Raw genomic sequence first — 19,838 nt, 5'->3', positions numbered from 1 at the left:
GGGATTGCACCCTGCGCGCTGTCACGCGCGGGGTGCCCCCGCCAGGCTCATGCCTTCTCGGCGGCCACCAGCTTGAGCAGTTCAGCCCCCTCGGTCACCTGGTCGCCAGGCGCGTAGAGCAGCTCCTGCACCACACCATCCGCAGGTGCGGCAATGGTGTGCTCCATTTTCATGGCTTCCATCACCGCCAGGGGCTGGCCCTTGGCCACCGTGTCGCCCGCCTTCACGGCAAACGACACCACCTTGCCGGGCATGGGGGCCGTCAGGCGCCCGCCTTCGGCCGCCACCTCGCCCGCATGGGCCAGCAGGTCGATGGCGGTGATCTGCGTGGCGCCCAGCGGGGTAAAAACATGGTCCACCTCGCCCTGCGCATACACAGCGGCGCGGGTGCGCTGGCCTGCAAACTGCAGCTCGATGCCATCGGCCTGCGGGGCAAACACCAGCGGCCCGGCCACGGCGGTTTCGCCCTCGCCCACGGCCAGATGCAGGCTGCCACCGCGCTCGTAGGTCAACAACGCCTTGGCATGCTCGCCGCCAAATTCGAACTCAAAGCGGCGCTGCACCACACCATGGGTGTGGAAGCCGTCGCGGCGGCTGAACGGGTCCACGCCTTCACTGGCGCGCTCCTTCAGCAGCGTTTGCGCCACCGCAGCGGCGGCGGCCAGCGGCAGGCCGACGGGCTCCTGGTGGAACAGCACGGCCTGCTCGCGCGGGATCAGCGCAGTGTCGAGCTTGGCTTGTGCAAACGCATCCGTCTTCGCCACGCGGCGAAGGAACTGCACGTTGGTCGCCAGGCCCACGATGTGGGTCTGCGCCAGCGCGTCATCGAGCCGCGCCAGCGCCTGCTCGCGCGTGTCGCCGTGCACGATGAGCTTGGCCACCATGGAGTCATAGAACGGGCTGATCGCATCGCCCTGGCGCACGCCGGAATCGACGCGGATCGCACCGCGTTCAAACGTCACGCACTCAGGCAGTGCGTACACATTCAGCGCGCCGGTGGCGGGCAGGAAGTTGTTGTCGGGGTTCTCGGCGCAGATGCGCGCCTCGATGGCGTGGCCGGTGATGCGCAGGTCTTGCTGCTGCAGCGGCAGCGGCTCGCCCGAGGCCACGCGCAGCTGCCACTCCACCAGGTCCAGGCCGGTGATGGCCTCGGTCACGGGGTGCTCCACCTGCAGGCGGGTGTTCATCTCCATGAAGTAGAACTTCATCTGGTCGGGCCGCTCGTAGCCGCCCGGCTGCTCGACGATGAACTCCACCGTGCCCGCGCCCACGTAGTTCACCGCCTTGGCGGCGGCCACGGCGGCTTCGCCCATCTGTGCGCGCAGCGCGGGCGTCATGCCGGGGGCCGGGGCCTCTTCCAGCACCTTCTGGTGGCGGCGCTGCACCGAGCAGTCGCGCTCGAACAGGTAGACGCAATTGCCGTGCATGTCGCCAAACACCTGGATCTCAATGTGGCGCGGGCGCTGCACGTATTTTTCGACCAGCACCGCATCGTCACCAAAGCTGTTGATGGCCTCGCGCTTGCAGGATTCGAGCGCGGCGGCAAAGTCCTCGCTTTTGTCCACCGCACGCATGCCCTTGCCACCGCCACCCGCGCTGGCCTTGATGAGCACGGGGTAACCAATGCGGTCGGCTTCGCGCTGCAGCAGGGCCGGGTCCTGGTCGCTGCCGTGGTAGCCGGGCACCAGGGGCACACCGGCCTTTTCCATGAGCTGTTTGGACTCGGCCTTAAGCCCCATGTCCTTGATGGCCGAGGCGGGGGGGCCAATGAACACCAGGCCCGCAGCCGCGCAAGCCTGCGCGAAGTCCTCGTTCTCGCTCAGGAAGCCGTAGCCGGGGTGGATGGCCTGCGCGCCCGTGGCTTTGGCGGCCTCGATGATGCGCTCCCAGCGCAGGTAGCTGTCCTTGGGCGCGCTGCCGCCAATGTGCACGGCCTCGTCGCACACGGCCACATGTTTGGCATTGGCGTCGGCGTCGGAGTACACCGCGACGGTCTTCACGCCCAGGCGCTGGGCCGTGGCGGCGACACGGCAGGCGATCTCGCCTCGGTTTGCAATCAAAATTTTCTTGAACATGGCTTCCTCGCTCTACCTGCTGGACTGATTTAAATAGGGACTCGACGGCTCGTGGATCTGAATCGGGACGGGGATCCGCCCTTTTTCCGACATCAAGAAGCGTTCGATCTGGGCGACAAGATCCTGTGACCACCACGACTGGTCCAAGCGCAGCTCCGCACCCCGCAGATCGGTGCGCCACAACTCGCGCTGGCCATTGCTTCCGCGCACTGACAACTCACGGACCTGCCCCAGCTCCAACACAACGGCTTCGCGCCAGAAATTTGGGGCCACCCTCAGCTTGTCGCGGGTGAAACAAAACACCGGCCTCGAGCGCAAGCCCCGACGCCAGACCAGAAACAGGACCACGAGCAATACGGTGAGCCAACCGTAACGGAATGGGGCCTCATTCCAGTGGCGATAAACACCGCCAGCACTAAAAAGCAGCATCGGAAGCGACGACAGCCACACCGGCCAAGCAGCTTCATACAAGCCGTCGTCCCGCAACTGGTACTGAGGAATCATGTGGCCCCTTCTGCGGACAACATCACGGCGTTGCCCCTGGCACTCGGGCGCCTGACGAGCCCGTGAGCTTGCGCACCACCGCGCGCAGAAACTTGAACAGCACCACCAGCAGCAGCACCGACACGGCCACCATCACCACCAGCGCCACACCAAACGCCACGGGGTACTGCGTGGCCAGCCACACCACGGCCACCACCAGGCCGTCTTCAAAGAACGACAGCCCCCAGTTGGAAAACGGCTCGGGCGAGGTGTTCACCGCCGCCCGCGTGGTCATCTTGGTGGCCAGCGCGGTGGCCGAGAGCGAGCCGCCCAGCAGCCCCGCCAGCACGGCCAGGGTGGCGTTGTCGGCACCAAACACGCCAAAGGCCAGGGCCGCGCCTGCAGGCACACGGATGAAGGCGTGGATGGCGTCCCAGGCGCTGTCCACCCACGGCACCTTGTCGGCAAAAAACTCCACCAGCAGCATGAAGCCGCTGACCAGCAGCACCAGCGGGTGCTGCAACACGGCCAGGCCCGGGGGCAGCGGCATCCAGCCCAGCACGCCCATCATCCCCACCAGGAACACCACGGCGTACAGCCGGAACCCGCTGGCCCAGCCCAATGCGGCGGCCAGGGCCATCAGGCTGGGCATGTCGAGCTTGGCGGTCGCCGTGGCCGCAGCATCGCCCACGGCGCGCGCGGTGCCGCCATCCATATGCAGCCCCAGCGTGTGGAGCCACTGCACGATGTTGAACCAGAGGGTGTCCATGGCCTGTAGGTACCGATCGATCAGCCCAGCCAGTTGGGCTTGCGTTTGTTCAGGAAGGACTGCACGCCTTCCTTGCCTTCGTCGCTGGCGCGGATGTCGGCAATGCCCTGCACGGTGGCGGCGATCAGGCCCGCGTTGATTTCGCGCTCGGCGACTTGAAGCACCAGCTTCTTGCAGGCGCGCACGGCGTTGGGGCTGGCACTGGTGAGCGCCTTGAGCAGCTCGTCTACCTTGGCATCGAGCTGGTCAGCCGCCACCACGGTGTGCACAAAACCGATGCGCAGCGCCTCAGCCGCGTCAAAGCGCTCGGCCGTGAGGAAGTAGCGGTGCGCGGCCCGCGCGCCCATGGCACGGATCACATAGGGGCTGATGGTGGCGGGGATGAGCCCCAGCTTCACCTCGCTGAGGCAAAAGCCTGCGGTGTCCACCGCCACCGCCATGTCGCACGCGGCCACCAGGCCCATGCCGCCTGCGTACACATCGCCCTGCACGCGCGCCACCGTGGGCTTGGGGCATTCGTAGATCACGCGCAGCATCTCGGCCAGCTTGCCCGCGTCGGCGATGTTCTCTTCGCGGGTGTAGTCGGCCATGCGGCGCATCCAGTTGAGGTTGGCGCCCGCGCAGAACGCGGGGCCCTCGGCGGCAAGTACCACGGCGCGCACATCGGGGCGGCTGCCCACGTCGGTGAAGGCAGCGGTGATCTCGGCAATGACTTCGTCGCTGAACGCATTGCGCACCTCGGGCTGGGTGAGCGTGATGCGCGCCACGGCGCCGGATTGGGTGATGGAGAGGTTCTGGCTGCTCATGGCTGGGACGGGTTTTGCAAAAAGTAGACAAGGTCCAGCTCGGGGCTGGGGTGGCCCAGGGCGGTCAAGGCCGCCGTGATCTGGCCCCGGTGGTGTGTGCCGTGGTTGAACACATGGGCCAGCGTGGCTGCAAACGGCAGCGATGCGGCCGTGCCGCGCATGGTGGTGTAGTCGAGCGTTCCGTCCCACCGGTCGGGCGAAAACGATGCGATCAGCGGTGCCCAGCGGGCTGCACCCTCGCGCAGGCGGGCGTCCAGCTGCGCGCGGTCGGGTTCCACCTCGGCATCCAGCGCTACGGTGGGCGAACGGCCTTCGGCAAACCGAACAAACCACAGCAGATGCTCGCCCACCAGCAGGTGGTTGAGCGTGCGGTGGATGCTGTGGAAGAACAGGCCCACATCGCGCCGGTAGTCATCTTCCGGCAGCGCCCGCACAGCGCCCAGCAGGCGCGCCGTGGCCCACACGTTGTAGCGTGCGAGCAAGTCGAAGTGCGCGGTCCAGCCTGTACTCATGGCGCAGCGCGGGTGGCCAGCACCCGGCTCCAGAAAGCATCGAGCGCAGCCAGTGACTTGGCACGCGCTTCAGGGTTGCCCCCCTGGTGCACGCCCTCCGGGGAGGTCCCGTTGGGCACATCCGCGCGCAGGCGCACCGGGGCGGTGCCGTCAAAGCCGTGGTAGCTGTTGTCGTACACCTGCACCGTGATGTCGCCGCCACCGCTGCGCGCCTGCAGGCTGCGTGCAAAGTCCACGCAGGGCTGGGCCGGTGTCCAATCGTCCAGGGCGCCCAGCAGCATCAGCAGCGGGGCTGCCTCCAGCACCGCCTGGCGCTTGGCCAGCGGGCCACAGCCGGGGTAGAAAACGGCCGCACCGGCGATGGCGGGCTCGCCCGGCTCGGGGCGGGTGCGGCGTTGCTCCAGCAGATTCAGGGTGGTGGTCGCCCCGTTGGACCACCCCAGCACGCCGATGTGCCGCGCATCCACCTGCGGCTGGGCCGCCAGCCAGGCCAGCGCAGCGCGCGCGTCCTGCACACGCTGGGCCACGTCCACGCTGCGATCGCGGTAGCGGGTTTGGCAGATGTCACGCAGGCCGCGCGAACCAAAGCTGTCGGGCATCAGCACGGCATAGCCTGCGGCGTGCAGGCGCTCGGCCGTCTCACGGTAACGCACGGCCAGACCACCCCCCTTGGTGTACAGCCCGCCACAGCCATGCAGCGCAAGCACCGCCGGGCGACGCTCCGCACCCTCGGCGGGCAGCCAGTGCGCGTGCAGCACCACGCCGGAGGGCAGCGGCGGCAGGTCCACACGCTGCAGCGCTGGCGCGGCATGCACGGTGACCGCCGTGAATGCGGTGGCCATGCACAGCAAAAAGCGAGAGACAAGACCCATGCTCAAGCGCTCCTGCTACTTTCGGCCACCCGGTGGCGCAAAGCCATGGCTGTCGAGAAACTCCGACACCAGCGGCTGCCACACCTGGGGAAACTGGTTGAACAGAAGGTGGCCATCGTCCCCATGGGGCGGCACCTGCACGAATTTCGCGGTGCCCCCCGCCTGCACAAAGGCCGCATGCCACTCGCGCGGCAACTTGCCACCGAAGAACTGGTCGTTCTCGGCATAGATCCAGAGCATCGGCACGCGAGCCTGCACCCCGTAGTCCCGGTAGACCTTCTCCAGGCGCGCGGAAGAACAGGGATTTTGTGGCCGCCCCACCGGGTCGCCCCCGGAGCCACCCGCGAAGTTGATGGCCGCGCCCAGACCCGACGGGTTCATCGCCGCGAGCGCCACGGTGGAGGCCCCGCCAAACGACTGCCCTACGGCCAGCACGCTGTCGGGCGCTACGTCCGGGCGCTGGCGTACTGCAGCCAACACTGCCAGCGACTGGTCTGCAGCGGCTGCAAAACCCGGCGCGAAGTTGCGGCTGTTGCAGGCCCCCGTGTCTTCCACATCGGGCCCGCCAGACACCCCATAGCCCACGCGTGTGGGCACAGCAACCACAAAGCCACGCTGCACAAAATAGCGCGACGCATCGACAAAACGCGCACGCCCCAGACGCGCACGCGCTTCTGCGCTGGTGGCCCGGCCGTGGTTGAGGATGGCGATGGGCGCCGGGCGCGGGTTGGCATCGTCAGAGAACACCGTCACGCGAATGTTCTGCGCCGCCTCCTTGCCCCAGGCGTCACGCACGCGCACGGGCACATCGATCTGCTCCTCCAGCAGGCGCGCCGACGCAGCGCCAGGCATGGCCAGCAACAGGCTGGCGATGAGGCAACACAACGAGGTTTGGCGGCGCATGGCAGGCACTCCTGGATAGCGACGACTACATCCGGAAGATGCCGAACTTGGTGTCTTCGATCGGCGCATTGCGCGTGGCCGACAGGCCCAGCGCCAGCACGCGGCGGGTATCAGCCGGGTCGATCACGCCGTCATCCCACAGGCGCGCGGTGGCGTAGTAGGGATGGCCTTGGTCTTCGTACTGGCGGCGGATGGGGGCCTTGAAGGCTTCTTCTTCCTCCATGCTCCACTGGCCGCCCTTGGCTTCGATGCCGTCGCGCTTGACGGTGGCCAGCACGCTGGCGGCCTGCTCGCCGCCCATCACGCTGATGCGCGCGTTGGGCCACATCCACAGGAAGCGGGGGCTGTACGCCCGGCCGCACATGCCGTAGTTGCCCGCGCCAAAACTGCCGCCGATGATGATGGTGAACTTGGGCACGCTGGCCGTGGCCACGGCCGTGACCAGCTTGGCGCCGTGGCGCGCGATGCCTTCGTTTTCGTACTTGCGGCCGACCATGAAGCCGGTGATGTTCTGCAAAAACACCAGCGGGATCTTGCGCTGGCAGCACAGCTCGATGAAGTGCGCGCCTTTTTGTGCGCTCTCACTGAACAGGATGCCGTTGTTGGCGATGATGCCCACGGGCATGCCTTCGATGCGCGCAAAGCCGCACACCAGGGTGCTGCCGAAGCGGGCCTTGAACTCGTCGAACTCGCTGCCGTCCACCACCCGCGCAATGATCTCGCGCACATCAAAGGGCTTGCGCGTGTCCACCGGGATCACGCCATACAGCTCTTCTGCTACAAATTTAGGAGCTATTGGGGCTTGATCAGCAGGCGCAGGGGCCTTGTTTTTATTCAAATTGTGCACCGCCGTGCGCGCCAGCTGCAGCGCATGCAGGTCGTTCTGCGCCAGGTGGTCGGCCACGCCCGACAGGCGCGTGTGCACGTCGCCACCGCCCAGGTCTTCGGCGCTCACCACCTCGCCCGTGGCGGCCTTCACCAGCGGCGGGCCGCCCAAAAAGATGGTGCCCTGGTTCTTGACGATGATGGATTCGTCGCTCATGGCGGGCACATAGGCGCCACCGGCCGTGCAGCTGCCCATGACCACCGCGATCTGCGCGATGCCCTGGGCGCTCATGTTGGCCTGGTTGAAGAAGATTCGGCCGAAGTGGTCACGGTCGGGGAACACGTCGTCCTGGTTGGGCAGGTTGGCGCCGCCGGAGTCCACCAGGTAGATGCAGGGCAGGCGGTTCTGCGCGGCCACCTCTTGGGCGCGCAGATGCTTCTTCACCGTCATGGGGTAGTAGGTGCCGCCCTTCACCGTGGCGTCGTTGCACACGATCATGCAGTCCACCCCGCTCACGCGGCCGATGCCTGCAATCAGGCCCGCGCCGGGTGCGTCGTTGTTGTACATGTTCAGCGCCGCCAGCGGGGCCAGCTCCAGAAAGGGCGTGCCGGGGTCCAGCAGGTTGGCCACGCGCTCGCGCGGCAGCAGCTTGCCGCGTGCGGTGTGTTTGGCGCGGGCTGCCTCGCCGCCGCCCTGGGCGATCTTGTCCTGCTGGGCGCGCAGATCCTGCACCAGCGCGCGCATGGCGGCGGCGTTGGTCTGGAAGTCCGCCGAGCGGGCATTGAGTTGGGTGTCGAGAATGGTCATACGTTCTTTGCTCTCTCAAGCGGTTTTCTGTTCTTCCAGGCCCAGCTGGTCTTTCATCTCGTCGCGGATCTTGAACTTCTGGATCTTGCCCGTCACCGTCATCGGAAAGCTGGTGACAAAGCGGATGTAGCGCGGCACCTTGTAGTGCGCGATCTGGCCTTTGCAGAAGGCGCGAATGTCGTCCTCGGTGGGCTGGGTGCCGGGCTTGGCAATGATCCAGGCGCAGAGTTCCTCGCCGTATTTCTGGTCGGGCACGCCCACCACCTGCACGTCCTGCACCTGGGGGTGGCGGTACAAAAATTCTTCGATCTCGCGCGGGTAGATGTTCTCGCCGCCGCGGATCACCATGTCCTTGATGCGGCCGACGATGTTCACATAGCCCTCGGCGTCCATGGTGGCCAGGTCGCCGGTGTGCATCCAGCCGCCCTCATCGATGGCTTCGCGGGTCTTGGCTTCGTCGCCCCAGTAGCCGTGCATGACGGAATAGCCCTTGGTGCAGAACTCTCCGCGCTGGCCGATGGGCACCACCGCGCCCGTGTCCGGGTCCACGATCTTGACCTCCAGGTGCGGCTGCACCTGGCCCACGGTGGAGACGCGCTTGGAAAGCGGCGTGTCGGTGCTGCTCTGGCAGCTCACGGGGCTGGTCTCGGTCATGCCGTAGGCGATGGTGATCTCGCGCAGGTTCATCTGCTCCACTACGCGCTTCATCACCTCGGTGGGGCACGGCGATCCGGCCATGATGCCGGTGCGCAGGGTGCTGAGGTTGAACTCGGCAAAACGCGGGTGGTCCAGCTCGGCAATGAACATGGTGGGCACGCCGTGCAGGCCGGTGCAGCGCTCGTCCTGCACCGTCTGCAGCACCGTGAGCGGGTCAAATCCGTCGTTGGGGTAGACGATGGTCGCACCGTGCGTGAAGCAGGCCAGGTTGCCCAGCACCATGCCAAAGCAGTGGTACAGCGGCACAGGGATGCACAGCCGGTCTGCGGGCGTGAGCTTCATGCACTCGCCGATGAAGAAGCCGTTGTTCAGGATGTTGCGGTGCGTGAGCGTGGCCCCCTTGGGGAAGCCCGTGGTGCCGCTGGTGAACTGGATGTTGATGGGGTCGGTGGCCTGGAGGCCCGCCGCCACCTGCGCCAGGCGCGGGTCGGCCGCGTTGCCGCGTGCAATCAGCTCGGTAAAGCGCAGCAGACCGGGCTCGTCGGCACCCTGCCCTGCTTCGTCATCAATCCACACCACCGTCTTCAGCTGCGGCAACTTGGCCGCTTGCAGGTGGCCCGGCTGCTGGCCCTGCCACTCGGGCGCCAGCTCGCGCAGCATGCCCAGGTAGTCACTGGTCTTGAAGCGCGCCATGCTCACCAGCAGCTTGCAGCCCACCTTGTTCAGCGCGTATTCCACCTCGGCCGTGCGGTAGGCCGGGTTGATGTTGACCAGCACCAGGCCCACCTGCGCGGTGGCCAGCTGCATCAGCACCCACTCGGCGTTGTTGTGCGACCAGATGCCCACGCGGTCACCGGGGGTGAGCCCCATGCCCAGCAACGCGCTGGCCAGGCGGTGGGCTTCGGTTTGCAATTGGGCGTAGGTGTAGCGGCGGCCCTGGTGCACGCTGACCAACGCCTCGCGCTCGGGCTGGCGGGCCACCATGTCGGCAAAAAAGGCGCCGATGGTCTGCTCGATCAGGGGAACGTCGGTGGCGCCACGGGCGTGGCTGTCCACCAGCGGTGCGGAGTTCGTTGCGGCTGCGCTGCTCGTCACGGGTGTTGTCTCCTCGGCTCTGTCATTCGGCCCAACGCCGCAAGAAGATGCGGGCGGGCGATCCGTAAGCATAGAAGCCTGAACCCCTGGCGGGTGGACACAATGGTTGCAAATCGTGCCATGGCTGGCACACTCTGCGGCGTGAAACCGCCCGCCCCACCCGCACACCGCTTGCCCGCGCCCGCCACAGCCCCCGCCGCCACGCCCATAGCCTTTGTGCGCGCCATTGTCCTGGCCTACGAACGGCGCGGCCTGAGCCCCGAACGCGCCCTGGCCCAGGCACAGATTGCGCCGCAGTTGCTGCAGGACGACAGCGCCCGCATCACCGCCTGGCAGATGGAGCAGATCTCCGACGCCGCCATGCAGGAGCTGGACGATGAGGCCCTGGGCTGGTTCAGCCGCCGCCTGCCCTGGGGCAGCTACGGCATGCTGGCGCGCGCCAGCATCAGCTCACCCACACTGCAGGTCGCCCTGGCCCGCTGGTGCCGCCACCACGGGCTGCTGACGGACGACATTGCACTGCAGCTGACCACCGAGGGGGATACCGCCACGCTGCGCATCACCGAGGCGCGCGACCTGGGCGTACTGCGCGAGTTCTGCCTGGTGTCGGTGCTGCGCAATGCCCATGGCCTGGCCTGCTGGATGGTGGACTCGCGCATTCCCCTCATCGCTGCCGAATTCGCATTCGATGCGCCACCACATGCCGATGCCTACGCCGTGCTGTTCCGGGGCCCCGTCACCTTCCAAGCGCCGCGCACCGCCATCCACTTCGACGCCCGCTACCTGCACCTGCCCCTGCGCCGCGACGAACAGGCCCTGCGCCAGATGCTGCAACACGCCCTGCCTCTCACGGTGCTGCACTACCGACGCGACCGCCTGCTGGTGCAGCGCGTGCGCCAGCAGCTGGCCGCCCCCCTGCCGGGCCAGCCAGCCCACGCCCTGCCCCAGCACAGCGCGGAATCCCTGGCCGCGCTGCTGCATGTGTCGCCGCGCACGCTGCACCGGCAGCTGAAGGAGGAAGGCGCCACGCTGCAGGGGTTGAAGGATGACGTGCGCCGCACCCGCGCGGTGGAGCTGCTGCACCGCACGCAAAGGCCGATCAAGCAGGTGGCCGAGGCGGCGGGGTTTGAGAACGAGAAGAGTTTTATCCGGGCGTTCCGGGGGTGGACGGGGCAGTCGCCTGCGGAGTTTCGAAAAGTAGCAAGATAAGACGACGAACTATCAAATACCGCGCCCCAGAGACCAACTTCAGCCACCAGAAATGCGGCAGAGACTCCAGCACGAAACGTCTTGGCAGGAGCAGATTCCACCGTTAACGTCACTCGAACATGAAATCATCGCCTGTACCAAACCATCCGGGTCACACCGAACTTCTAGTAGAAAAAGGCACGGATCGCCTCTTCTCCACGCTACAAACGTATCTCGTACTGAACGCGTGTTTCGCCAAAGGTTTTTTACCCCCTGAAGAGTGGGGGCAGGGTGACTGGTTTTTTTACCAGTGCAAGGCCTACGGCCCATTCGAAGTCCGGCTACCTTTGGTGGGCCCGATCGAGAATGCAAAACTTGGGCTTGAGGCGAATTATGTGAAGTTGACGTTGGCGCCGTGGACACCCAGACCGGATTCACCGTTGTCGGAGCCGAATGTCCACGCCTATGTATTCAAGATGATTTTTCCGATCTTCACGGAGTTTTATGAAAATCATCTCGTTGAGATCCAGAGGTGCTTTGGTGAGGCTGCAGCGAAGTGGCCGCCAATCTGGCAGTTTGCGCGCGTTGTGCGAAACGCTATGGCCCATGGATCACGCATCAACTTCAAGAATCCAAATGCCGTGCCAGTAAGTTGGAAAGGTCTTAGCTATGGGCCGGCACAGAACGGCCGGAACATCTTCGGTACTGACATTGAGGTCGGTGACATTCTTGTGTTGATGTTTTTAATGTCCGCTACTTTCGACGCCATCGACATCGCCGACAAATTGCGCGGACTTTGACACAACCCCACCCATGCTCCACCTCCACCACTGCATCAGCGCCCGCTCCCTCCGACCCCTGTGGATGCTCGAAGAACTGCAGCTCCCCTACCAGCTCCACATGCTCCCCTTCCCGCCGCGCGCCAAGGCCCGGTGGTTTCTGGACGAAAACCCGCTGGGCACGGTGCCCCTGCTGGTGCAAGGCGATGTCCGCATGACCGAATCGGCCGCCATGTGCCAGTACCTCGCGGCCACGCACCCCGATGCGGGGCTGGACGTGGCGCCCACGCACCCGGCGTATGGCGCCTACCTGAACTGGCTGCACATGAGCGATGCCACGCTGACCTTTCCGCAGACGCTGGTGCTGCGCTATGGGCGCTTTGAGCCCGTAGAGCGCAAGCAGCCGCAGGTGGTGGAGGACTACAGCCGCTGGTTTCTGGCCCGGCTGCGGGCGGTAGAAACGGCATTGATCCACAGCGGCAGCGAGCACTTGTGCGCGGGCCGGTTCACGGCGGCGGATGTGGCGGTGGGGKATGCGCTGCTGCTGGCGCAGCACCTGGGGCTGGCGCCGCAGTTTGGGCCCGCGACGCAAGCGTATTGGCAGCGGCTGCAGCAGCGGCCGGGCTACCAGCGCGCGATGGCGGCGCAGGTGCGGGCGGCAGAGGAACAGGGCGTGCCCACGACCCCGGCACCGGATACGCGGCCTTGAGCTTCACCGGGCGGCCCTGAGCACCTGCGGGCTCTGGCGTCCGCTCCGCTTCGCTTCTTTCTCCTTCTTAGCGCACCACCCCGACCGTTCGGGCTGAGCCCGTCGAAGCCGGGTGCTGCGCTTCGACGGGCTCAGCGTGAACGGTGGTGAGGGGATGGAGGGCCGACAAAAATGCCTTCCGCCACGCGGAGGGCCGCGCCCTCAGTCCTTGGCCTGCAGCCCCGCAGGCGGCGCCGAGCGCAGCAGCGATTGCACCAGCGCCCGGAACTCCGGCGAGTGGCGCAGCACGCTGCCACCGGCCTCGATGAGGTCGGTGACTTCTTCCGATGTGATGGAAAACGCGGTGGGCACCTGCAGCAGGCGGCGGCGGGCGATGTCGTCGGGTGCGTCGCGCAGGTTGACGGGGATCACGTGGACTTCGGCATCGGGCGCAAACACGTCGGTGCTGCCGGGCGAGCCGGTGGCAAGCGATTGTTTCCACTGCCGCGTGATGTCGCGCAGAAACTCCTGGGTCTCGCGCGTGGCGCGGGCGCCGGTGCCAAACAGCAGCGCGTCCACCACCTGCGCCATGTTGGGCACCTTGTCGCTCTGGCTGATGTCCACCGAGGGGTCGCGCTCGGCGTTCACGGTGATCAGCACCAGCTTGCGGATGGTGCCGGGCGGTATGCCCACTTCGCTGAAGGTCTGGCGCAGGCCACCACCGGCCAGGGCGCGGTCGAGCAGGCGCTGCACGCCCAGGTTGTCGGCCAGGCCGCCGTCCACCAGGTGGATGTAGGGCTTGCGCTGTGCGTCGGTGTAGCTCAGCTCGTGCGCGCGGTACAGGCGGGCGCGGTAGTCGCCGGTGGCGGCGCGGGCGCTGGCGGCCGAGGTGCTGCGGCGCTCGGGGCACTGGTGGGCGTAGTTCTTGAGCGTCATGGGGCTGAGCAGCAGCGGCACGGCCGACGACGAGGCCACGGCAAACGACAGCGGCACCTTGCGCAGGTCCGAGCAGATGAGCGAGAACTGCTCCCACGTGAACTCGAAGCCCGTGCCCAGCGACATGTCGGTGGCGGTGATGAACAGCTGCGGGTGGCGCGGGCGGCGCTCCACGTCGCCAAAGGTGAGGCCGCCATACAGCTCGTCGAGCCGCCGCGCGAGCAGGTGGGTGCGGCCCAGCCAGGGCGAGGTGAGGTCGATGAGGTTGCCGGGCCGCAGCGCCTGGGTGATGAGGCTGTTCTGGAAGTTCTGGCGCAGAAACTCGTGCTCGAAGCGCGGCAGGCCTTCAATGCCATGCGCCGCAAAATAAGCCGCCACGATGCTGCCGCCCGAGACGCCGCTGACCACGTCGGTGGCATCGAGCAAGGTGGTGGGGCTGCCGTTCCACACAAACCGCGTTTCCTGCATCTCGGTCAGCACGCCAAACCCGAACGCCGCAGCACGCGCACCACCGCCCGACAGGGTCACGGCCACCAGGATGCTGGGGTCGCGCTCGGACTTGCGCACCGGGATGCTCTGGTCCTCGGGCGGCAGGGGTTCGTTGATCCAGGGCTTGACGGAGGAGCAGCCGGCCAGGGCCAGGGCGGCCACGCCGAGCGCCGCACACCGTGCCCAGTGCATCCAGTGCGCCCTGCGCATGCAGAACCCCGATCGTGTGCTCTTGTGGTTCATCCCGTGCATGGCGTTCCTTGTGGGTTGCGTTGGCGCGCTGGCCGGTAGGTTCATCAATCCGCAGGGCCGTCAGCAGCCCAGCAGGCCGGGCAGATCGGCCATGCTGCGGAACACGTGTTGTGCCCCGGCGGCGCGCAGTGTTGCACCGTCGCCCAGCGGGTCGTAGCCCAGCACGGTGGCCCCGGCCGCCACACCGGCGGTGACGCCGATGGCCGAGTCTTCCACCACCGCGCAGCGCGCGGGGTTGGCCTGCAGCGCGGCCGCTGCGGCCAGGTAGACATCGGGGGCGGGCTTGGTCTGGGGCACCTCGTGCCCGCTGAAGATGCGGCCTTCAAAGTACGGCATGAGCCCGACCTTGACCAGCTGCATCTCGACCTTGAAGCGGTCGGCCCCCGAGGCGCAGGCAATGCGCCCGCCGTGGTGGGCGTGCACGCGTTCGATGGCGGGGTGGATGTGGTCGATGGCCAGCAGGCGTTCGTTCAGTGCGATGTTGCGCCGCTCGTAAAAGAGGGCCATCCACGCGTCCGTCAGCGGGCGGCCGGTTTCGGCCTCGATGCGGGCGGTGGCGCTGCGCACGGTGCGGCCAATGAAGTAGTCCATGCACTCCTGGTGCGAGATGGCCCAGCCCGCCTCGTTGAGCATGTCGCGCAGCACGCCATTGGTGATGGGTTCGCTGTCTACCAGCACACCGTCGCAGTCAAACAGGATTGCTTCAAATTTCATAGCTATCAAGGCATGATGGTCGCGCGCAGGCGGCCATTTTTATTCAAATTTTCAGGCATGGATGTCGCCATCCACATAGAACCAGCGCCCGCCTTCGCACACGAAGCGGCTGGTTTCGTGCAGGCGCACGGCGCGGCCGCCCACGCGGTAACGGGCGACAAACTCCACCTCGGCGCGGTCGTCGCCGGTGGGGCGGTGGCGGCGCACCTCCAGCCCCAGCCATTGGGTGCCGGGCTCAAAATCCAGCGCCGCCGGGCGGGTGCTGGGGTGCCAGGTGGCCTGCAGGTAGTCGGCCCGCTCACACACAAAGGCGGTGTAGCGCGAGCGCATGAGGCTTTCCGCATCGGGCGCGGCGGCATCGTCCCCATGGTCGAGGTAGCGGCCACAGCAATCTGCGTACGGCAGTGCCACAGCCTTGGCAGGTTTACCAGACGTGACCCGGGTACGGCCACAGGGGCAGGGTTCGGCGTTCGTCAGGGACACGGAGGCCTGCCTTTCACACGGACGAAGATCATCTCAGCGTTCCGAACACCTTGCGGACGATGGCGCTGCCCGCACCGGCCGGGTTCTGGCGGATGCGGCGCTCTTCCTCGCCGATCATGAGGTACAGGCCGTCCAGCGTCTTGCCGGTGACGTACTGCGCGAGGTTGGACTCCTCGGGCTTGAGCAGGCCGAAGCTGGCGGCCTTGCCCGCGAAGGCGTTGTACTTCTGGGTGAGCCCCACTTTTTCCGTGGCCTCGTTCACCACGGGCAAAAAGCGCTGGCCCAGCGGGGCGCGTGTCTTGTCGGCAAAAAAGGTGGTGACCGAGGTGTCGCCGCCGGTCAGGATGTTCTTGGCATCGGTCACCGTCATGTTCTGCACGGCGCCCACCAGCAGATCCTTGCCCATGGGTACGGCGGCTTCTGCCGCGCGGTTGATGGAGACCACCAGCTCGTCGATGCGTTTGCCCTGGCCCAGGGACTTCATGACCTTGGCGGCATCCTCCAGGTAGCCCGGCAGGCCAATGCGCACCTTGGGGTTGCCCAGAAAGCCGTCGGTGCGCCCCAGCAGCGACACCGCCGCCTGCGCGCCCTGCGACAGCGCCGCCTTGAGCCCGCTGGATGCGTCGGCGCTGGAGAGGTCGCCCAGCGACAGGGCCCAGGCCTGCTGCCAGGTGGCGCCCAGCAAGGCGCCCAGGGCGCTGGTGTGGAGGAGGTGGCGGCGTTGCATGGCGGTGTTTCTTTCTGTGGGGGAGCGGTGCCTGCGAAGGCAGGCGATTGCGCCGGATTTTCGCTCAGCGCCATAGACTGGCGAGCGAAACACCCCTTCAACAAAGAACCTGTTCAAAGGAGCCCTGCAATGTGGGATATGAATGTGCCGTGGTGGGAGTTTGTGCTGCGCGGCGTGGTGGTCTATGTGTTTCTGCTGGTGTTCCTGCGCCTCACGGGCAAGCGGCAGACGGGGCAGTACGCGCCGTTTGACCTGGTGCTGCTGCTGATCCTGTCGAACGCGGTGCAGAACTCGATGAACGCGGGCGACAACTCGCTGGTGGGCGGGCTGGTCTCTGCCGCCACGCTCATCGGCTGCCATGTGGTGCTGGCGCAGCTGACCTTTCGGTACGCGTGGATGGAGCGCCTGATCGACGGCAGCCCGCAGGTGCTGGTGCAGCAGGGGCAGGTGAATACAGACCTGATGCGCAAGGAACTGCTCTCCACCGACGACCTGGAGGCCGCGCTGCGCGCCAGCGGCTGCCTGCACCTGCACGAGGTGGAGCGGGCGACGATTGAAACCAACGGGCAGATCACGGTGGTGCTGCGGCGGCGGGGTGGCGATGCGTAAAGATATCGAACCCGCGCTCGCACTGCGCAATCGCACTCAACGCCGTCTCGCGCAAGCTTTGCCTGCTATAGCGCCTGCAGTTCTTGCCTCGACTTCCGCCATGGTACTGGGCCTTTCAGGGTTGTCGCGCAGGAAGCACAGGTAAGGCCCGACGCGAGTCCAAATGGCCGCGTCGTAGGTGCCATTTCGCTCAGGCCACGCACCCCAAAAAACGGTCACGCCGCCAGAAGATGTGACCCTGGTAAACACGGCATTGCCCATGTCCGATGGCGCCAAGGTCCGAAAAGCGCCTGAACAATAGCCGTCCTCATAGATCACACCCATTTGTTTCACATTGACCTGCGACTGACCCTGGCGCGCAATGGTCAACGCAGTTCCCCACGCCATGGGGAGACACAGGTCTTCCACCCAGAAGCCCTCCAGCTGAGCTATGAGCGAATCACAATTCACCTGTATCGCCTGCACATTGGCTGTGGACACGGTGCCGGCACCGTTTTGTACGATGCATGTCTGCCAGGAAGGCTGCGTCTTGACGGCAACTGAGTAGCTAGCCCCTTCGCCCACTGCTGTCGGGAACGTGAAGCCGCCGTTGCTGCTCACCGACATATCATCACCAGCGTTGTTCTGCAGCACCACAGCGCCACCACTGTCCAGCCCAGAAACAACCCCTCCCACCGTGTACGTGGCAACCGGCAGAGCCTCACAACGCACTACCACTCCGCTGACATTGGCCGTTACAGTTCCCGCGCCCTGAGATACAGCGCAACGCTGCCCATCGGGCTGCGCCTTGACCGTGACGGCATATGCCGCACCGCTGTCTAGACGGGTCGCAAAGGCAAAGTTTCCATTGGAATTCACACCCAGATCGTCACCGCCGCTGTTCTGCAGAACCAGCGTCTTACCCGCTGTCAGCCCGCTTACTACACCTCCGACCGTGTATGCGCCTTCCGCCCCTATTGGCGCCGCACTGCCACTACCGCCGCCGCAGCCGACCATGAGTGCAGCGGCCGCAACGAAGAGAGCTTCACGTGCGATCCATGGGAAGCACTGGAAAACCTGCGAGCGATGACTTGTCATGAGTACGAACATCTTTGTGATTGATGAAGAAGGGAGAACCACAATGTTCTCCCAGAGCCTCAGCAAGTTTACAAAGAGCTATCGTGCACTATGCAGAGTGTGGTCCACCTGCTTGGACCAAGAGCCCCGGACAATGGCCGCCTGTCAGTTCTGCGTGTAGCAGATCTTGTTGGGGATCAGCGTGTTCATGTAGCTCTCGACACTGGCCACCGTCGGGAACACCGTGGGTGTCGAGTCCCCCAGCAGGCACAGGTAGGGCCCTTTGCGCGCCCACACGGTGCGCGAGGTCAGCCCCGTGATCTGGGCCCAGTTGCCCCAGAAGGCTGCGGCAGAGGCGGTCGCCTCGGAGCGGTCAAAGGTGAAGCTGCCGCCCGCCCCGGTCTGCGCGGCCGTCACCGTGCCTGCGCCCGAGCAACTCGCGTCGGCGTAGGTCACACCGCCCAGGGTGACCGTCGCACGGGTGTCACTCTGCCGATCGATGCGCCACAACAAACGGGTCCACCGGCCGGGGCCCGAGGGCGAACACTGCTCCTGTTTCCAGTCGCCCTGGGGCAGGGCGGCGGCTGCAGTGGCGCAGCGCACGTCCACCGTGGTCACATGGGCCGAGCCCACGGTGCCCGCGCCGTTGGCGACGGTGCAGCTCTGCCCGCCGGGCTGGGTCTTTACCGTGACGGCGTAGGCAGTGCCACCGGCCAGCGCCGTGGCAAAGCTGAAGCCGCCGTTGGCCGCCACGCCCAGGTCGTCGCGCCCGTTGTTCTGCAGCACCAGACCGCTGCCGCTAAGGCCCGAGACAGCGCCGCCCACGGTGAAGGTGGCGGCGGCCAGGTTCTCGCAAAGCACCTGCACATTGCTCACGTCGGCCGTGGCGGTGCCCGTGCCCTGCGCCACGGTGCAGCGCTGGCCTGCGGGCTGTGCCTTGATGGTGACGGCATAGGCCACGCCCCGGTCCATGCGGGTGTTGAACACAAAGTTGCCGTTGGCGTTGACCGTGAGGTCGTCGGTGCCCAGGTTCTGCAGGGTCACGGTCTTGCCTGCCCCGAGGCCTGCCACGGCGCCGCCCACCGTGAACACCCCCACAGCCGGTGGGGGCGTGCTGCCGTTGTTGTTGTCGTCGCCACCGCCACATGCCGCCAGCAGCGCAGCAGCCAGGCCAAGGGGAGCCCAGCGGAAAACGGGCCGTGCGGGGTGCCAGATGCGCTGTGCGCGGGTTGAAGCCATGTGCGGAAACCTCCAGGGGGGTGAATGGAGGGCGGATTCTGTGCAGCGCAGCACGCGGCGTGGAACCCTACCAGGGTAGGGTTTGCGCGCCACCCTGCCTGGGCCACACTTGGCAAAATTTGCCCTTGGTGCAGCCCTGCGCCCCTACCCCTCTGCCGACCTGGCCATGTCACCGTCACCCTATGCCCTTGTCCTGGACGACCACCCGCTGGTAGCACGCGGCGTGGCCGAGTTCCTGCGCTCGCGCCTGCCCCGGATGGAGGTGGCCGTGGCGGGCCGCACCGAGGACGTGCTGCCCCTGGTGGCCGAACGCGGTGCACCCGCCATTGCCCTCATCGACTTCTGGCTGGCCGAAGGGGCGGCGCTGGACCTGATTGCCCAGCTGCGCCAGCACTGCCCCAGCAGCGCCCTGGCGGTGATCAGCGGCGACGACGACCCCAACGTGATGGAGCGCGTGCGCCAGGCGGGCGCCCATGGCTTCATCCACAAGCAGGCCCCGCCCGAGACCTTTGCCCTGGCCGTGGAGGCGCTGCTGTGCGGCCTGGCCTGGTTTGAGCCCCCCAGCCACAGCGGCCAGCCCCCGCGCAGCCGCGACCTGCCCGTGACGCCGACGGAGCTGGGCCTGTCGATGCGCCAGGGCGAAATCCTGGCGCTGGTGCTGCAAGGGCTGCCCAACAAGCGCATTGCCCTGCAATACGACCTGTCGGAGAGCACGGTCAAGGAACACATGAGCGCCATCTTGCTGCGCCTGGGCGCCCGCACGCGGGTGGAGGCGATCACACGGCTGCGCGGGCGGCGGCTGGTGCTGCCGTCCATGGGCGAGCTGTGATGCGGGAAGAGGGCCCCTGCACACCGGTTGCAAGCGGCGTGCGA

General features: G+C 66.5%; 20 protein-coding genes. 5 read left to right on the top strand and 15 right to left on the bottom strand.

The window, feature by feature from the left end:
• Window positions 1-47 precede the first annotated feature (47 nt).
• From A1D30_RS17095 to A1D30_RS17055, 9 genes are read right to left on the bottom strand one after another with little or no spacing between them, the layout of a single operon-like run.
• Window positions 48-2,075 (bottom strand): acetyl/propionyl/methylcrotonyl-CoA carboxylase subunit alpha, encoded by a 2,028-nt coding sequence (locus A1D30_RS17095; RefSeq protein ID WP_063461928.1) that lies wholly within the window; start codon window positions 2,073-2,075, stop codon window positions 48-50.
• A gap of 12 nt (window positions 2,076-2,087) precedes the next feature.
• Window positions 2,088-2,579: a hypothetical protein gene (locus A1D30_RS17090; RefSeq protein WP_063461927.1), complete on the bottom strand. Its 492-nt coding sequence runs from the start codon at window positions 2,577-2,579 to the stop codon at window positions 2,088-2,090.
• 22 nt (window positions 2,580-2,601) lie between these two features.
• Complete coding sequence (locus A1D30_RS17085) at window positions 2,602-3,327, bottom strand: DUF4126 domain-containing protein (RefSeq protein WP_063461926.1); 726 nt, start codon at window positions 3,325-3,327, stop codon at window positions 2,602-2,604.
• Between the two features lie 20 nt (window positions 3,328-3,347).
• Complete coding sequence (locus tag A1D30_RS17080; protein ID WP_063461925.1) at window positions 3,348-4,133, bottom strand: enoyl-CoA hydratase/isomerase family protein; 786 nt, start codon at window positions 4,131-4,133, stop codon at window positions 3,348-3,350.
• Entirely contained in the window at window positions 4,130-4,645 is a 516-nt protein-coding gene (locus A1D30_RS17075) for a DinB family protein (RefSeq protein ID WP_063461924.1), read from the bottom strand. Before A1D30_RS17075 ends, A1D30_RS17080 begins: the two co-directional genes overlap by 4 nt.
• On the bottom strand, window positions 4,642-5,517 hold the full coding sequence (locus A1D30_RS17070; RefSeq protein ID WP_131798475.1) for a dienelactone hydrolase family protein: 876 nt from the start codon (window positions 5,515-5,517) through the stop codon (window positions 4,642-4,644). Before A1D30_RS17070 ends, A1D30_RS17075 begins: the two co-directional genes overlap by 4 nt.
• A gap of 15 nt (window positions 5,518-5,532) precedes the next feature.
• Window positions 5,533-6,420 (bottom strand): dienelactone hydrolase family protein, encoded by an 888-nt coding sequence (locus tag A1D30_RS17065; RefSeq protein WP_082836502.1) that lies wholly within the window; start codon window positions 6,418-6,420, stop codon window positions 5,533-5,535.
• A gap of 25 nt (window positions 6,421-6,445) precedes the next feature.
• Window positions 6,446-8,053 (bottom strand): carboxyl transferase domain-containing protein, encoded by a 1,608-nt coding sequence (locus A1D30_RS17060; RefSeq protein WP_063461921.1) that lies wholly within the window; start codon window positions 8,051-8,053, stop codon window positions 6,446-6,448.
• Window positions 8,054-8,068: 15 nt separating this feature from the next.
• Window positions 8,069-9,805 (bottom strand): AMP-binding protein, encoded by a 1,737-nt coding sequence (locus A1D30_RS17055; RefSeq protein ID WP_063461920.1) that lies wholly within the window; start codon window positions 9,803-9,805, stop codon window positions 8,069-8,071.
• Window positions 9,806-9,925: 120 nt separating this feature from the next.
• Between A1D30_RS17055 and A1D30_RS17050 the strand changes: the two genes are divergently transcribed.
• From A1D30_RS17050 to A1D30_RS17040, 3 genes are all read left to right on the top strand, one after another.
• A complete protein-coding gene (locus A1D30_RS17050) occupies window positions 9,926-11,014 on the top strand; it encodes an AraC family transcriptional regulator (protein ID WP_063461919.1) in 1,089 nt (362 codons plus the stop codon).
• Window positions 11,015-11,133: 119 nt separating this feature from the next.
• Complete coding sequence (locus A1D30_RS17045; RefSeq protein ID WP_131798474.1) at window positions 11,134-11,793, top strand: hypothetical protein; 660 nt, start codon at window positions 11,134-11,136, stop codon at window positions 11,791-11,793.
• Window positions 11,794-11,806: 13 nt separating this feature from the next.
• Window positions 11,807-12,481, top strand: a complete 675-nt coding sequence (locus A1D30_RS17040) for a glutathione S-transferase family protein (RefSeq protein WP_063461917.1) — start codon at window positions 11,807-11,809, stop codon at window positions 12,479-12,481.
• 201 nt (window positions 12,482-12,682) lie between these two features.
• Here A1D30_RS17040 and A1D30_RS17035 read toward each other — a convergent pair whose 3' ends face one another.
• Genes A1D30_RS17035 through A1D30_RS17020 form a run of 4 tightly spaced genes read right to left on the bottom strand, consistent with a single transcriptional unit; the run spans window position 12,683 to window position 16,061 of the window.
• Window positions 12,683-14,137 (bottom strand): patatin-like phospholipase family protein, encoded by a 1,455-nt coding sequence (locus A1D30_RS17035; RefSeq protein WP_242421929.1) that lies wholly within the window; start codon window positions 14,135-14,137, stop codon window positions 12,683-12,685.
• A gap of 60 nt (window positions 14,138-14,197) precedes the next feature.
• A complete protein-coding gene (locus A1D30_RS17030; protein WP_063461916.1) occupies window positions 14,198-14,851 on the bottom strand; it encodes an HAD family phosphatase in 654 nt (217 codons plus the stop codon).
• 51 nt (window positions 14,852-14,902) lie between these two features.
• Window positions 14,903-15,328, bottom strand: a complete 426-nt coding sequence (locus A1D30_RS17025; RefSeq protein ID WP_109790977.1) for a YchJ family metal-binding protein — start codon at window positions 15,326-15,328, stop codon at window positions 14,903-14,905.
• A gap of 34 nt (window positions 15,329-15,362) precedes the next feature.
• On the bottom strand, window positions 15,363-16,061 hold the full coding sequence (locus A1D30_RS17020; protein ID WP_063461914.1) for a DUF4197 domain-containing protein: 699 nt from the start codon (window positions 16,059-16,061) through the stop codon (window positions 15,363-15,365).
• Window positions 16,062-16,190: 129 nt separating this feature from the next.
• On the opposite strand from A1D30_RS17020, the gene A1D30_RS17015 reads away from it, so the two are divergent.
• On the top strand, window positions 16,191-16,670 hold the full coding sequence (locus A1D30_RS17015) for a YetF domain-containing protein (protein ID WP_063461913.1): 480 nt from the start codon (window positions 16,191-16,193) through the stop codon (window positions 16,668-16,670).
• 36 nt (window positions 16,671-16,706) lie between these two features.
• On the opposite strand, the gene A1D30_RS25570 is transcribed toward A1D30_RS17015, so the two are convergent.
• Together A1D30_RS25570 and A1D30_RS17005 are read right to left on the bottom strand one after the other, a co-directional pair.
• A complete protein-coding gene (locus A1D30_RS25570; RefSeq protein ID WP_131798473.1) occupies window positions 16,707-17,759 on the bottom strand; it encodes a DUF4369 domain-containing protein in 1,053 nt (350 codons plus the stop codon).
• A 132-nt stretch (window positions 17,760-17,891) separates the two neighbouring features.
• A complete protein-coding gene (locus A1D30_RS17005) occupies window positions 17,892-18,965 on the bottom strand; it encodes a hypothetical protein (RefSeq protein ID WP_063461911.1) in 1,074 nt (357 codons plus the stop codon).
• Between the two features lie 109 nt (window positions 18,966-19,074).
• On the opposite strand from A1D30_RS17005, the gene A1D30_RS17000 reads away from it, so the two are divergent.
• Complete coding sequence (locus A1D30_RS17000; protein ID WP_242421928.1) at window positions 19,075-19,794, top strand: response regulator transcription factor; 720 nt, start codon at window positions 19,075-19,077, stop codon at window positions 19,792-19,794.
• The last annotated feature ends 44 nt before the right edge of the window (window positions 19,795-19,838 follow it).

Origin of the sequence: Acidovorax sp. GW101-3H11, assembly GCF_001633105.1 — a bacterium.
GTDB lineage: Bacteria > Pseudomonadota > Gammaproteobacteria > Burkholderiales > Burkholderiaceae_C > Acidovorax.
Note: the sequence above shows the minus strand (reverse complement) of the source record. Positions and strands in the feature narration are given on the sequence as shown.